At 74.3% G+C, this 14,053-nt stretch carries 8 protein-coding genes; 6 read left to right on the top strand and 2 right to left on the bottom strand.

Annotation, left to right across the window (positions count from 1 at the left end; all coding sequences use genetic code 11):
• Positions 1-2: 2 nt before the first annotated feature.
• Both C4U44_RS01330 and C4U44_RS01325 read left to right on the top strand, forming a co-directional pair.
• Complete coding sequence (locus C4U44_RS01330; RefSeq protein ID WP_103883681.1) at positions 3-839, top strand: phytanoyl-CoA dioxygenase family protein; 837 nt, start codon at positions 3-5, stop codon at positions 837-839.
• 275 nt (positions 840-1,114) lie between these two features.
• Positions 1,115-3,724, top strand: coding sequence for a hypothetical protein (locus tag C4U44_RS01325; RefSeq protein WP_146088178.1), 2,610 nt, complete (start codon positions 1,115-1,117; stop codon positions 3,722-3,724).
• Positions 3,725-3,784: 60 nt separating this feature from the next.
• Here C4U44_RS01325 and C4U44_RS01320 read toward each other — a convergent pair whose 3' ends face one another.
• A complete protein-coding gene (locus C4U44_RS01320) occupies positions 3,785-5,227 on the bottom strand; it encodes an RICIN domain-containing protein (RefSeq protein WP_103883679.1) in 1,443 nt (480 codons plus the stop codon).
• A gap of 150 nt (positions 5,228-5,377) precedes the next feature.
• Positions 5,378-6,784, bottom strand: coding sequence for an RICIN domain-containing protein (locus C4U44_RS01315; protein ID WP_103883678.1), 1,407 nt, complete (start codon positions 6,782-6,784; stop codon positions 5,378-5,380).
• Positions 6,785-7,062: 278 nt separating this feature from the next.
• On the opposite strand from C4U44_RS01315, the gene C4U44_RS01310 reads away from it, so the two are divergent.
• From C4U44_RS01310 to C4U44_RS01295, 4 genes are all read left to right on the top strand, one after another.
• Positions 7,063-7,554, top strand: a complete 492-nt coding sequence (locus C4U44_RS01310; protein WP_103883677.1) for a hypothetical protein — start codon at positions 7,063-7,065, stop codon at positions 7,552-7,554.
• Between the two features lie 134 nt (positions 7,555-7,688).
• On the top strand, positions 7,689-8,648 hold the full coding sequence (locus C4U44_RS01305) for an alpha/beta fold hydrolase (RefSeq protein WP_103883676.1): 960 nt from the start codon (positions 7,689-7,691) through the stop codon (positions 8,646-8,648).
• A gap of 166 nt (positions 8,649-8,814) precedes the next feature.
• A complete protein-coding gene (locus C4U44_RS01300; protein ID WP_146088177.1) occupies positions 8,815-12,972 on the top strand; it encodes a hypothetical protein in 4,158 nt (1,385 codons plus the stop codon).
• Positions 12,973-13,305: 333 nt separating this feature from the next.
• Positions 13,306-14,019: an SDR family oxidoreductase gene (locus C4U44_RS01295; protein WP_103883674.1), complete on the top strand. Its 714-nt coding sequence runs from the start codon at positions 13,306-13,308 to the stop codon at positions 14,017-14,019.
• Positions 14,020-14,053 lie beyond the last annotated feature (34 nt).

Raw genomic sequence — 14,053 nt, 5'->3', positions numbered from 1 at the left:
ACATGACGACCCCGACGCAGACATCTGCCGACGAACTGGGCACCCCCTACGGGGGGTTGACCCCGACCGCGACCGCCGACCTCAACCGCGACGGCTTCGTCCACCTCTCCGGTGTGCTGTCGCCGGAGACGATCGCGCGCTACGAGCCGACCATCACCTCCGAGGTGATCCGGCTGAACACCCAGCACCTGCCGCTGGCCGAGCGCGACACCTACGGCAAGGCGTTCCTCCAGGTGTCGAACCTGTGGCGGGAGAACGAGCGGGTGAAGGAGCTGGTGTTCTCGCCCCGGCTCGCCGCGATCGCGGCCCGGCTCCTCGGAGTGCACGCCGTGCGCCTTTACCACGACCAGGCCCTGTACAAGGAGCCCAGCGGCGGCATCACCCCCTGGCACGCCGATCAGTACTACTGGCCACTGTCCTCCGACCGGACCATCACGCTCTGGCTGCCCCTCCAGGAGACCGGTTCCGACCTGGGTCCGCTGGCCTTCGCCCGCGGCAGCCACCACTTCTCCTCCGGCCGCGACCTGCCCATCTCCGACGAGTCGGAGCGGGTGATCGAGCAGGCCGTGGCCGAGCAGGACTTCGAGGACGTCGTCGAACCCTTCGCCCTGGGCGACGCCAGCTTCCACCACGGCTGGACCTTCCACCACGCGGGCCCGAACCGCGGCGCCGTACCGCGCCGCGTGATGACCGTCATCTACATGGACGCCGACATCCGCGTCACCGAACCCACCAACGCCCACCAGGTCAACGACCGGGCGTGGATGCCCGGCACCGGCATCGGCCAGGTCCCCGACACCCCGCTCAACCCGGTCCTGTTCGACGGCCGGAGCTCCTGACCGCACCCCGCGGACCGCGGTCCGTCCGGTCCGCGGGCGCCGTGACGTGCGCGGCGACCTCACCTCTCCCGGCATCGGCGGCAGCCCGGTGGCCCCCGCTTCACGTGGGCATGCTCTCCAGGGCGGTCGCGGGTCGGCTGCCGCCGGCCGGGGTCGGGCGGGACCGCTCGCCCGGGCCGCGGCACCTGCATGACATCGACCTGGGTTACTGTGCGGAATCACGTGATGTTTGCGTTCAGTGGTACATATCGGCGAGCGGGGTGCGGTGACGGTTGGTGAGACGGTGGATCGGCACGCGTGCGCGTCGCGAGGCGGACGGCGGACAGGCGGACGCGGTGGAGTCCGGGGGCACCCGGGGTCCTGAGGGTGCCGAGGCCGCCAAGGATTCGGTCCATGTCGAGGAGATCGACGGCGTCCACGTGGTGCGGACGGTCGGTGAGCCGCCGCTCGATCCGATGTCGGTCGCCGAACTCGGCTACGCCATGGCCGCGCGGGGCGACACGACCCTCACCGTGGTGATCGGCACCGAGGGCGACCGCGCGTGGGCGGGCCTGGACGAGGTGCTGCGGGCCCAACGTCCCGGTTCCTACGAGGAGTTGCTGCTGGTGCTCTCGCACGCGGCGGCACCCCGCGGTGAAGGCCGCGCCGTGGCCCACAACATCGCCGAGCGCCTGCGCGTGCGGGTGGTCGCGCCCGACGGGCCCGCGCTGCTGGTGCCGGGCGGTTCGCTGTTCGTACCCGAACGCGCGGACCGGGAGGAGGCTGCGGCAAGCGCCGGGTCCGGGGCCGGGGCCGAACGGGACCGCGGCTGGTGGCGGTTCACGCCGGGCGGTGAACCCGAGGCACTGGGACGGCAATTGCCCGCACCCGCATGGCAGGCGGACCTGGACCGGCTGCCGCGTACCGCCGCCGCGAGCGGGGAGACAGCGGTGCACCGCATACCGGCGGGGATCGCGTTGCGCCCGATCGACGCCCCCGCGCCGCTCCCCGGCGACCTGGCCTTCGCCGTGCCGGTCAGCCCCGACCGCCCGGTGGTGCTGGTGGGCGCCCCCGGCGACGAGATCGAACTGACACCGCACGACGTGGTCGGCGTCCTGTCCTCCCTGCCCGCGCCCGTGCGGTCCGCGGTCCGCCTCGCGCCCGGCGGCAACAGCGACCTGCTGCCCGCCGGCCAACTCGCCGCCGACACCTTCCGCCTGGAGGTCGAGGTGCTGACCGGCTCGCCGCTCATGACCGACGACCTCACCCCCGGGAGCGACGCCCACCAGGCCCGCACCGTGCTGATCGGCACCGACGGCACCCCGGCGTGGCGCCCCTTCGTCGAGGCGGTCGCCTGCCGTCCTGGCGTCGACGGTCCGCCGCCCGCGCCGCAACTGCTGCGCTGGCAGCCGCCGTTGCCGGGGGTCGGCACCGCGCGGACGGGCGTGCTGCGGATCTCCGACACCTGGCAGGTCGCGGTCACCCGGGCCGGCCTGCGGGTCACCCGTGTCGGCACCGCGCCGGTCGCGCTCGCCGAACGCCCGGTCGACGCCGACGCCCCCGCGATCGAGGTGGGCACGCCCGGCCGGCCGATCGGCCCGGACGCCCTGCCCGCCCTGCGGACCCTGCTCACGGCGCTCAGCCCGGAAGTACGCGAGCGCGCCGTGCTCCACCTCTACGGCGAGTGCGGCACCGAGCAGGCCCGCGAGTTGAGCCGCCTGCTGTCCGAGCACGGCGTCAAGCGGCTCCGTACGAGGCCGCCCCGCGCCGCCGCGCCCGCCCGTCCCGCCGCACGTCCCCCCGCTCTCCCGGCGCCGCCGCGAAGGCCGGTCAAGGCGTCCCCGGGGGCGATCGCGCCCGGCCCGTCCGCCCGCCCCGCCCTGGCGAGCGCCTCGGCCGCTCCGGCTGTCCCGGCTCCCCCGGCCGCGCCCGCACCCGACGCACCCGGTCCGGCGCCGCGCCGCGACGCCCCACCGGCACCCGCGCAACCCGTACCCGTACCGCCCGAGGCGCCCGCACCCGCGGCGCCTCCCGCGAAAACCGCCGCCGCACCCGGCGCCGTACCCCCGCGGAAGGCGGAGACCGCACCGGCACCCGTCCCCGCGGCCTTCCCCGCCGTGCTGCCGCGCCCCGTGCTGGCCCCCACCTTCGGCCCCCGGTACCGCAGTTCGGCCGCCGAGCGCGACGCGTTCCGGGAACTCGTCCCCGACGACGTGTGGGACCCGCAGGAGAAGGCGGTGCAGCGGATGCTGGGCGCGCCACCGGGCGAGGGCGGGCAGAAGTGGGCGCCGAACCCGGTGGACGTCCTCGCCGTGCACCTCTATCTCACCTCCCGGAGCGGCCCGCTCGCCCACGAGGCCGTGCGCACCGCCCTGCGCGCGGGCGACCCGCGCCTGCGCCCGTACGCCGCGTGCATCGCCTCCGGGCTGGCCCGCATGATGCCCTACCAGGGCCCGGCGTTCCGGAGCGGCGACCCGCTGCCCAAGGAACTGGCCGCCCCCGGACGGCTGTTGCGCGCACCCGGCCCGGTCAGCGCGCTGGCCGGGAACCTGCGCGGCCCGTCCGAGGCCACCCGCTACGCCGTCTGGTCCGAGTACGGCCGGCGGGTCCACCTGGAGCGCGACCCCGCCCTGCCCGGCGTCCCGCCACCGATCCCCGACGAGGTCCTCTTCGCCCCGGGCACCGCCTTCCGCGTCCTCGGGGTGCACGCGGCGCGCGGCACGGACGTGGTGCTGCTCCGGGAGGTCACCGGCGGCGCGTCCACTCGGGGAGCCGCCGCGGACGACCAGGACCGCACCGCGCTGCGCTCCCTCACCGAGGCGCTGGAGGAGGACGTCCCGGCGGGCAGCAGGGGGCGCGTCCACCACTGGCCGCCGCGCTGCACCGGCCCGGCGGGCTGGGCGTAGGAGGCGCGGGCCGTCCGGCGGCCGCGGTGATCGGGCGGCCGCCGGAAGGTCAGCCGGAGGTCAGCGGAAGGTCCAGCGGAAGTCGTCGCCCGGGTTGTCATAGCACACGTCCTGTTCGAGGCGGACGTCCTCGCGGGCGGTGCCGACGCCCGGCAGGTTCAGGCACTGGCCGCTGCTGTAGTCGCGGATCCAGTAGGTGCCGTCCGCGACGGGGTCGAGCCAGAACAGCTGGTTGTCCGCCTTGGTGGCGTTGCAGGCGAACTCCTCGATCTTCGTACCCGCCGGCTCAGGACCGTAGTTGGGAATGTCCATGCACAGGCCGTCCTTGTGGTTCTTGATCACGAACAGGCTCGCGCCCTGCGGCCCGCCGCTCTTGAACGCGACCCGCAGGTCCCACAGTTGGTTGTCGGCGCTGGTGCCGTTGCAGTCGTACTGGTTGACCGGGCCGTCACTCGTCCCGTTGCCGTAGTTGGGAATGTCCGCGCACAGGTGCGTGGTCGCGTTCTCGATCAGCACCTTGCTCGCCGAGGAGGCGGCGTTCGCGCGGGCCCGGGCGGTGACGGCCGGGGAGACCTTCTTCGGCGCCTTCGTGGCCTTCGGCTTCGCCCCGGCCGGTTTCGCGGGCGACGTGCCCTTCGCCGGGGTGTGCGACGGGCCCGAGGTCGTCCGCGGGTGGGCGGCGCTCTTCTTCTTCGACGGGTGGGGGGAGGGCTTCGCGCCGCGGGTGGCACCGGCGGAGGAGGCGGTGGCCGTCCCGGGCACGGGCAGCGGCTTGCCGACCGTGCCGCCGGTCGCCACGTCGTCCGTCTTCGCGACGGGCGCCGGGTCGTGCTGCCGCAGACCGCTGACCACGAAGGGAGTGGCGGCGCCGATCGCCACCACCGCCGCCACGACGATCGGCACCGTGAACGTCCTCTTCCGCGGCGGCTGTCGGGCCGGCCGGGTGCCGACGGTCAGCGGCGCGGCGGACGGGGTGGGCGCGACGGGCTTCCCGGGTTCGGCGGGCTTCACACGCTTGGTGGGCCTGGCCGGTTTGGCGGGCTTGGCGGGCTTCACACGCTTGGCGGGCTCGGCCGGTTCGGCGGGTGCCTCGACACCGGGTGCTTCGGCGCGGGCGGGAACACCTTCCGGGGCGGGAGTACGTGTCTCGGCGGAAGCGCCTCCCGCGGCGGCCTCGGCACCTTCCTCCGCGGAAGCACCTCCCACGGCGGCCTGAGCACCCTCCCCCGCGGCTGCGCCCTCCCCGGCAGCCGGACCCTCCTCCGCCGCCGGAACCTCCGCCTTCCGCTCGCTCAACGGCCGTTCGGCGCGCCGGACGGGTACGGACACGGGCGGGGCCGCCGGGCGCGGGCGGCGGCCCTCGGCCGCGGCACTGTCGGGCGGCGGCACGTCCGGCGCCGCCGGCATCGCGACGGCCCGGCGCACCGACACCGCGGGCGGTTCGCCGTCCTCGGTGCGCCGGCCGCCGGCCGAGGGATCCTGCGGGGAGTGCGAGGAGGGCATCCTGGTCTCCGTCACGGTCTCGGGCGGAAATGTCCGGTGCGGAACCCGCTGAACTCCCGGCCCGGGACGGGCAGAAGCACGACGGGCAGGGGGGCGACGGGCAACGGGACGACGAGCCGGGGGACGCGGACGATCAGCTCCGGCACGGGATCACTCCGCCGTCTTCGGCGGGTGGACGATCGTCCACTCCTGGTCGTCGGTGTCGGAGCAGCTGTAGATCGTCAGCGGGGTGTTGTCGCCGCCGGTGCTGAACCCCGACACGTCCAGGCAGGCGTTGTCGCTGGCGTAGTTGCGGATCCAGTAGTAGCCGTCCGGCTGCTTCGCCAGCCACCACAGCTGGTTGTCGCCGGTGGTGCCGTCGCACTTGAACTCGGAGATGTGCGTCTCCAGCGGCTCCGCGCCGTTGTACGGCAGATCCATGCACAACTGGTCCTTGGAATTGCGGATCTGGAAGAGCGGGGTGCCGCCGGGGCCCAGCTCGGGATAGCGGACCTCCAGGTCCCACAGCTGGTTGTCGCTGGCCTTCGGGTCGCAGGTGTACTCGTTGACGGGACCGTTGGTCTTCCCGTCACCGTTCTCCGGGAGGTCGGCGCACTTGTTGGTGGTGGTGTTCCGCAACAGGATGTCCGTCGCGGGCACCGGGCTGGCCGGCTTCTTCTTCGCCGGGGCGCCGCCGCCACCGCCCGATCCGCTCTGGGGCTGGGTCGTCTGCGGTGCGCTGGTGGTGGGTTGGGTGGTCGGCGGCGGGGAGGGCGGCGACGGCGAGGGGGTGAGCGTGCTGAAGCCGGCCTCGTTGACCTTGGGCGTGGCCAGGCTGGAGACCGCGGGCTTGTGGGTCAGCCAGAGCATCGTGAACACGACCGCGAGGGCGGCCAGCGCGCAGACGACGCTGGCGATCCAGCGCGGCAGGAACCCGCGCTGGACGTACTTGCCGTCGACGGTCAGCGGCGTCACCCCGGAGCGCACCACGTCGACGCTGTACGGGCGTTGCTGGCTGGCGCCGAACCAGATGATCTGCCGCGGCCGCAGCGTCGCCTTGACGAACGCGGCGCGCCCCGGCTCGATCTGGACGTTCGCCGGGTGGATGTCGTACGCGAGCTGGTCGCCGTTGTCGGTGCCTCGGAGGGAGGCGGTGAGCTTGGTGTTGCCGAGGTTGTCCACCGCGATCCTGGGCCGGCCGCGGAAGCGGCCCTTGACGGTGGGCGGCAGGAGCTCGGCGCGGACCTCGACGAAGGGCGTGATGACGAGGTTGCCCTCGGGGACCGTGGTGGCCTCGGGCGACTCGGTCGGCGTGATGCGCACCGCGTACGGGTTCGGGCCGGCGGTCGCGTCGGGGGTGCGCGGCGGCATGAAGGTCAGCTCGACCGTGCCGGTGGTGCCCGGGTAGAGCCGCAACACCTCCGGCTCCACCCTGATCCAGGGCGCGATGCCCCCCACGGGTTCGAAGCGGTACTCGTCGACCACGTCACCGGTGTTGCGCAACCGCAGTCGTGCCGTGGTGGTCCCGCCGGCGTCGACGGTCGTCGAGGCGGGTTCCAAGGAGGTCCAGAGGCTCACTTGTGCCACCTTACGATCTGCCCGCGCCCCACGTCAGCGACCTCATGGGCAGTCCGGGGCGCCACAGGGGCGAAGGAGACTGCCCTTGCGTCCGAACGGTCACAGGAACGCGCCCGCCACGGAGTCCCGCCGGGGCGGGGGGAATCCGGGTGCCCGGGGCCCGACCCGCGGGTAACTTGTGCCGGACGGCACCGCGAAGTCCGGGGAGGCGAGGGCGAGATGAAGACGGTCCACGGCGTCGAACGGGCACGGCGGGCGGCCGCACGCGGGGCCCGTCCATGACCGGCCCCGCCCCGGACGACGAGCCTCCCGAGCACCTGCGCTATGCCCGCTACCTGGAGGAACTCGAAGCCGTCGCCGATTCCGACGCGTGCGCCCTCGTCGCCGCCGTACTGGAGGACGAGGACGCGCTGATGGCGGAGAGCGCGGTGTGCCGCCACCTGGACCGCAGGGCCGAACGGGCGCTCACCGACCCTGCGTTCACCGACTGGGCGCGCGGCATGGCCGCGGTGGTCGCCGATCGCCCCTTCCTCGCCCGGCGGTTGGGCGAGTGGGGCCTGCTGCGCGCCCTCGCGCTGGACGAGCCCTGGGCCGCCGAGGAACTCACCGGAGCGTCCGACTGGTTCCAGCGGACCGTCACGACCACGCCGGCCGTCACCTCACGTGACGCGCTCGGCCTGCTGGCCGCGCGTGGGCGCACCCGCCGGATCCGGAACGCGGCGAGCCTGCGGCTGCGGCTGCGGCTGCGGCAGCCGAACGGCCCGCGCTGACCCACGGGTTCGTGTCGGGAGCGGGCGGGCGGCCCGTGCGGCCGGACGAGTGCCGGCCCCGGGCGCCCTCCGTTAGGCTCGCCCCGCAGCCACGGGTGACGCCCGGACGCCCGGAGAGATCTGGAGGCACCGGCATGACCGACCTCGACGCCACCGGCGAGGAGCCCGAGTCCGCGCGTGGGCACGGCCCCGGATCCGGCACGACCCGTGTGGTGTCCTCCGGCCCCGTCCGGCTGCACGTCGAGGAGTTCGCCGCCGCGTCCACCGGGATGACCACCGGGGAGTCCGCCGGGGACGTACCGCAGCAGACCCCCGTGCTGCTGATGCACGGCTGGCCGGACTCCGGACGCCTGTGGCGGCACCAGATCCCGGTGCTGGTCGCCGCGGGCTTCCGGGTGATCGTCCCGGACCTGCGCGGCTTCGGCCGGTCCGACCGGCCAGGCGCGGTGGAGGACTACCGGCTGTCCCGTTCCGTGGCGGACATGGTGGAGGTGCTCGACGCGTGCGACGCGACGGCCGCCCACGTGGTCGCGCACGACTGGGGGGCCGCCGTCGCCTGGCAGCTGGCGATGTTCCACCCCGAACGGGTGCGCACGCTGGCCGCGCTGTCCGTGGCGCACCCGCGTGCCCCGCAGAGCCTGCGGCAGGCCGAGATGGGCTGGTACCAGCTCTTCTTCCAGTTCGAGGGCATCGCCGAGGCCACACTCGCCGCCGACGACTGGGCGCTGCTGCGCCGGCTGACCCGCAACCGGGGCGACATCGACCGGGCGGTCCGCGACCTGTCCCGCCCGGGCGCGCTGACCGCGTCGCTGAACTGGTACCGGGCCAACCTGGCGCCCCGCATGCCCGGCCCCGCGCGGGACCTGCCGCCGGTCACCGCGCCGACGTTGGGCGTCTGGTCGACCGGCGACCACCACCTCGACGGCCAGTCGATGGAACGCTCGGGCGCCTGTGTCAGCGGTCCCTGGCGGCACGAGGTCATCGCGGGCGCGAGCCACTGGATCCCGGTGGACGCCCCGGACCGGCTCAACCGCCTCCTCCTCGACTGGCTCCCGGCACCCTCCACCCCAGCGATCGCCCCTCCCCCCGCCTGAACGCCCCCGGCCCGCCGGGCGGTACGACCCCCGCCCCGCGGCAGCGCGCCCTCCCCGGGCCCCGCGGAAATGGCCGCCCCTCTGTCGTGGCCTGCGCCTAGAATCCGGCGGTGCCCGCGCGACAGCTCCCGCCGCTCGCGGATCAGGGCGAATCCCAGGGGGGGACATGAGAGAACTCGAAGGCGCCGCCATGCCGCGGCCCGGCCTGCGGAGGAGACGACGGACGGCTCGGGCGGTGCACGGCACCCTCGCGCTGGTCGCGGCCCTCGCCACGGCGACCACGCTGTGGCTCGCACCCGTGGCGACGGCCGCCACGCCCACCGCCGCACCGGCGGTACCCTCCGCGAGCGCGGGGACCGGAACGGACGCGACGCACGCCTCCGCCGCCAAGCCCGTACCCGGCTCGGCCGCGGCGAAGGCCGCGCGCGCCGGGACCACCGCGACGTCCCGTGCGAAGGCACCCGCGCCGTCCACCACGAACTCCTCCACGGCAGCGCACGCGAACTCCGCTACGGCGGCGCGGACCTGGAGCAAGGCCGCCGCCGCGAAGGCGCACACCACCGCGGTACGCCAGACCGCCGCCGCCGACCTGCCCGATGCCTGTTCCGGCGCGCTGGACCCGCACACCGTCTATTCCTGCGCCGACACGCAGGGCGGGGACGCCTCCTACACCCTCGACGTGCCGCAGCCGAAGGACCTGCTCTTCGTGCAGGTCGTCGCGCAGAACACCTTCGGCCCGCAGCCGGTGCTCACCGCGCCCGACGGCACCACGGTGACCTGCGACCACCCCGACGACCCGCAGCAGCACGTGTACGGCGCCCTGCGCTGCCCGGCCGCGCAGGCCGGCACGTACACCCTGACCGTCCCCGGCGGCGGCTTCACCGTCGCCTGGAACGCCCTGCTCTCGGACACCTCCTGCACCGCGCTGACCGCCCAGGACACCGCGCTGGGCGCGCCCGCCGCGCTGAGCCGCTCGCTGGCCGCGGGTGCGCCCGGCGACTGCTACCGGCTGCCGCTGGCGTCCGGGGACGTCCTGCGCTCGCGGGTGTCGGACTGGACCGACAACGCCTGGGTCTACGACGCCGACGGCACCCAGGTGTGCGCGAAGGCCGAGGGCGCCTTCGAGATGGACTGCACCCTGACCGGCGCCGCGCCGTACCGGGTCCAGCTCGACCAGCGGGAGGCCGAACAGAGCGACTACACCGTGGAGTTCGCGCGGCTGTCCACGCCGGACGGCTGCCCCGCACTCCAGCCGCAGGCGTACGGCACCGTCCCGGACGCGTCGTCCACCACGCGCTGCCGCCAGCTGCACGTACCGTCCGCCGGGCCGTATGTGTTCGGCACGGCAGCCGCCGACCACGGCGTCGACGGCGCCCTGTACCGCGCCGACGGCACCGAGATCTGCACCGAGGACCAGAGCGCCGACTGCGTGCTGACCGCGGGTGACTACACCTGGGCCCGGGCCCTGCAGGACGACGGGCCCGACGCGTACGGCGTGTGGTTCCGCGCCGCGGCGAGCACCGACGGCTGCACCGCCGGCCGCGACGACGACTTCGCCTCCGGCGCGCTCACCGGCGCCTTCGACGGCACCGGCGAGGAGTTGTGCTGGACGCTGCCGACGGCGAGCGGCCAGGGCCTGTACCTGCTGGACCAGCAGGAGGACCGGGGCGCGCAGCTGGCGCAGGCGGTCTACGACGCCCAGGGTGTCCGGCAGTGCGCCGACGACACCGTCTACCTCGTCTGCAAGCTGACCGGCACCGCACCCTTCCACCTCGCGCTCGCCAACACCGCGACCGGCACGGACTCCGGTGCGGGCAACGGAAGTTACGTCTTCACCGTCCAGCGCACCGGCAGCACCAGCGGCTGCACCGCCTGGCCGCAGTCCGCGTTCGGCGGTTCCTACGGCGCCGAGGTCTCCCTCTCCGCCACGCAGCAGATGCGCTGCCTCGCCCTCCCGGCGAACGGCCACTCCACGGCCGAGATGTTCGACTACACCAACTCCAGCGGGCGACTGAACGCCTCGTACCAGGTGTACGACGCGGCGGGTGACAAGGTCTGCGCCAGTTCGGGCAGTTCGCTGACCGTCTGCCGCTTCGCCGCCGGTACCGCCTACCAGGTCCTGCTGGTCGGCACCGGCTACGACGACACTTACGACGTGGTCCGGCGGGACATCTCCTCGACGGCGTCCTGCAAGGCGCCCGCCTCCCTCGCCGCCGGTGGCGCGGCGACCGCCTACTCCTTCGACTCCGCCCTGGACAGCGGCTGCCTGCGGGTGTCCGCGGCGGCCACCGACAAGCTGTGGCTGTCCGTCCGCACACCGAACCCGGAGTACGAGACGGGGGCCGACCTCTTCGTCACGGACGCCACCGGCACCGTCGTGTGCTGGCAGCAGGGAGTCGAGTGCCGCGTCACCGGCTCGACCTCCTATGTCGTCGGCGTCGTCGCCGCCGGCTACGACGGCACCGCCATCCAGGCGCGGGTGGACACCTGGAAGGTGGGCACCGCTTCCGGCTGGGCGTCCCAGTGCACCGCCAACCACCTGTCCCCGGACGGCTTCCCGGTCCACAGCGGCACCCTGACGGAATCCGCGGCAGGCTACTGCGCCGTGATGGACCTCGGCCCCTCGGAGTACTTCCACATCTCCGGCACCGACAGCGACACGAACGGTTACGCCCCCGCGATCACCCTGCTCGGCACTCCGGGCTTCGCGGGCACCTCGATCAACGCCGCCTACCAGTGCGGGATGTCCACTCCCGGGTTCAACGCGTACTGCTCGACGTCCGCCTCCATGGTGCCCGGACAGTACGTCTTGGTGGTCTCCGCCGACATGTCCACCACGCCCGTCGAGTACTCGATCCAGGGCGTGTGCAAAGACGAATGCTCCCCTCTTCCCCCGCCCGCCGACGTCAGCTCGCTGACTCCGGCCACCGGGCCGGCCGGCACCGCGACCCAGGTCGTCCTGCACGGCTCGGGCCTGACGCTGGGCACCTCCGTCCAACTGGCGGCCAACGCCTCGACGCCCTCGGGTTCGTGGGCCGAGCCGGTGTCGGTCAACGCCGCGGGCACCGCCCTGACGGTGCTGCTGAATCCGGGATCCGCTGATCCGGGCAGCTACGACGTGGTCGTCGACCAGCCCGGCTACACCGTCGGCACGAGGTCGACCGGCTACCTGCCGGACGGCTTCACGGTCACCGCGGCCCCCGCGGCGACGCACAGCCGGCTCGTGCCGATCACGCCGACCCGCTTCCTCGACACCCGGAACGGCACCGGCGCTCCGAAGGCACGGGTCGGGGCCGGCGGGACGGTGCGCCTCACGGTCGCCGGCGCGCACGGCGTCCCGGCATCGGGCGTCACCGCGGTCACCATGAACGTCACCGCGGTCCAGCCGACCGCCGGCGGCTACGTCACGGTCTACCCCGACGGGCAGCCGCGGCCGGCCGCCTCCAACGTCAACTACCGTGCCGGGCACACCATCGCGGGCCTGGTGACGGTGCCGGTGCACGACGGTGTCGTCGACCTCTACAGCAACGCGGGCACGATCGACCTCGTCGCCGACGTCACCGGCTACTACACCGCCGACGGCACCGGATCGGCCCTGACCACGATCACGCCGACGCGCTTCCTGGACACCCGCGACGGGACCGGCGCGCCCAAGGCGCGGGTCGCCAGTGGCGGCACGGTCCGGCTGACGGTCGCGGGCGTGCGCGGCGTGCCCGCGTCGGGCGTGACCGCGGTGACCATGAACGTCACGGCGGTCCGGCCGACCGCCGGCGGCTACGTCACCGTCTACCCCGACGGGCAGTCGCGGCCGGCGGCCTCCAACCTCAACTACGGCACCGGCCAGACCATCCCCAACCTGGTGACCGTGCCCGTGCACGACGGCGTGGTCGACCTCTACAACAGCGGTGGGACGATCGATCTCGTCGCCGATGTGACGGGCTACTACTCCCCGGCGGGCGCCACCTTCACCCCGGTCGACCCGGTGCGCCTGCTGGACACGCGCAGCGGGCTCGGCGCCCGTACCGGCCAGGTCGGCCCGGGCGGGACGGTGAGCTTCGAGGTGGCCGGAGTCGACGGCCTGCCGTCCACCGGCCTGACGGCGGTCACCCTCAACGTCACGGTCACCGCCCCCACCGCCAACAGCTACCTGACCGTCTACCCGCACGGCACGCCGCTGCCGGGCGTGTCGAACCTCAACTACCCGGCGAGCACGACCATCGCCAACCAGGTGGTGGTGCCCGTGCTCGACGGCAGGGTCTCGCTGACCAACCACACGGGTGACGTCCAGGTCGTCGCCGACCTCGACGGCTACTCCAGCACCTGACACCCGCCGCGCCCCTGCCGGACGGCGGGGGCGCGGCACCTCCCGCCTCCGGCCCGCACCCCGCGCAGGGGTGCGGGCCGCGGTCGTCTCCCCGGCCGATCCCCGTGCGGGGCCGGGCTGATGGCGGTGATCGGGTGGTCCCGGGCGCGTTCCGGGTGTCGCGGGCGGCGACCGGGGCCGCGGGCGGATGTCATACGTCCGCGGGGCGGGGTCCGGTGTCGGGCGCGCGCTCGCGAGAGCCCGGCCGCGGAAGCCCGCCTTCGCGCCTCCCGCACCGCCGGACGGGCTCCCCGGAGTCCGCCGGCCCCCTCCGGACAGGAGAAATCACCGCCCATGAACCTCAAGGACTCTGTCGCCCTCGTGACCGGGGGCAACCGCGGCCTCGGCGCCCACCTCGTCCGCGCCCTGGTCGATGCCGGGGCGAGCAAGGTGTACGCGGCCGCGCGCGATCCGCGGACCGTGGCGGCCGGGGGCGTCGTCGTCCCGGTCCGGCTCGACATCACCGACCACGCCTCGGTCCTCGCCGCCGCCGAGCAGGCGCAGGACGTCACCCTGCTGGTCAACAACGCCGGCATCCTCACGCTCACCGGCATCCTGGACGGCGACCTCGACGCCTTCCGGCACGAGTACGACACCAACGTGCTCGGCACGCTCGACGTGACCCGCGCCTTCGCGCCGGTCCTCGCGCGGGGCGGGGGCGGCGCGGTCCTCAACGTGCTGTCCGTGCTGTCCTGGGTGTCGCTCCCGCAGGAGGCGGCGTATTGCGCGTCCAAGGCCGCCGAGTGGTCCGTCACCAACTCCCTGCGGGTGGAACTGGCCGGCCAGAAGACCCAGGTGACCGCGCTGCACGTCGGCTACATGGACACCGAGATGGTCGCCGGGCTGGAAGGCGTGGAGAAGGCCGACCCGGCCGGGATCGCCAGGATCGCCCTCGACGGCGTGCAGCAGGGCCGGTTGGAGGTGGTCGCCGACGCCTTCACCCAGCAGGTCAAGGCAGGGCTGGCGCTCACCATCGAGACCCTGTACCCGCAGCTCGCGCGGCCCTGACCGGCGCCCGGGAGCGCGGTACCGGGTGGCGGGC

The organism is Actinacidiphila yanglinensis (assembly GCF_900107965.1).
Taxonomy (GTDB): Bacteria; Actinomycetota; Actinomycetes; order Streptomycetales; family Streptomycetaceae; genus Actinacidiphila; species Actinacidiphila yanglinensis.
Note: the sequence above shows the minus strand (reverse complement) of the source record. Positions and strands in the feature narration are given on the sequence as shown.

Excerpts from the sequence above, each read along its gene's own strand:
- C4U44_RS01310 (WP_103883677.1), top strand. The coding sequence starts at position 7,063 with ATGACCGGCCCCGCCCCGGACGACGAGCCTCCCGAGCACCTGCGCTAT.
- C4U44_RS01320 (WP_103883679.1), bottom strand. The coding sequence starts at position 5,227 with ATGCCCTCCTCGCACTCCCCGCAGGATCCCTCGGCCGGCGGCCGGCGC.
- C4U44_RS01305 (WP_103883676.1), top strand. The coding sequence starts at position 7,689 with ATGACCGACCTCGACGCCACCGGCGAGGAGCCCGAGTCCGCGCGTGGG.
- C4U44_RS01330 (WP_103883681.1), top strand. The coding sequence starts at position 3 with ATGACGACCCCGACGCAGACATCTGCCGACGAACTGGGCACCCCCTAC.
- C4U44_RS01295 (WP_103883674.1), top strand. The coding sequence starts at position 13,306 with ATGAACCTCAAGGACTCTGTCGCCCTCGTGACCGGGGGCAACCGCGGC.
- C4U44_RS01300 (WP_146088177.1), top strand. The coding sequence starts at position 8,815 with ATGAGAGAACTCGAAGGCGCCGCCATGCCGCGGCCCGGCCTGCGGAGG.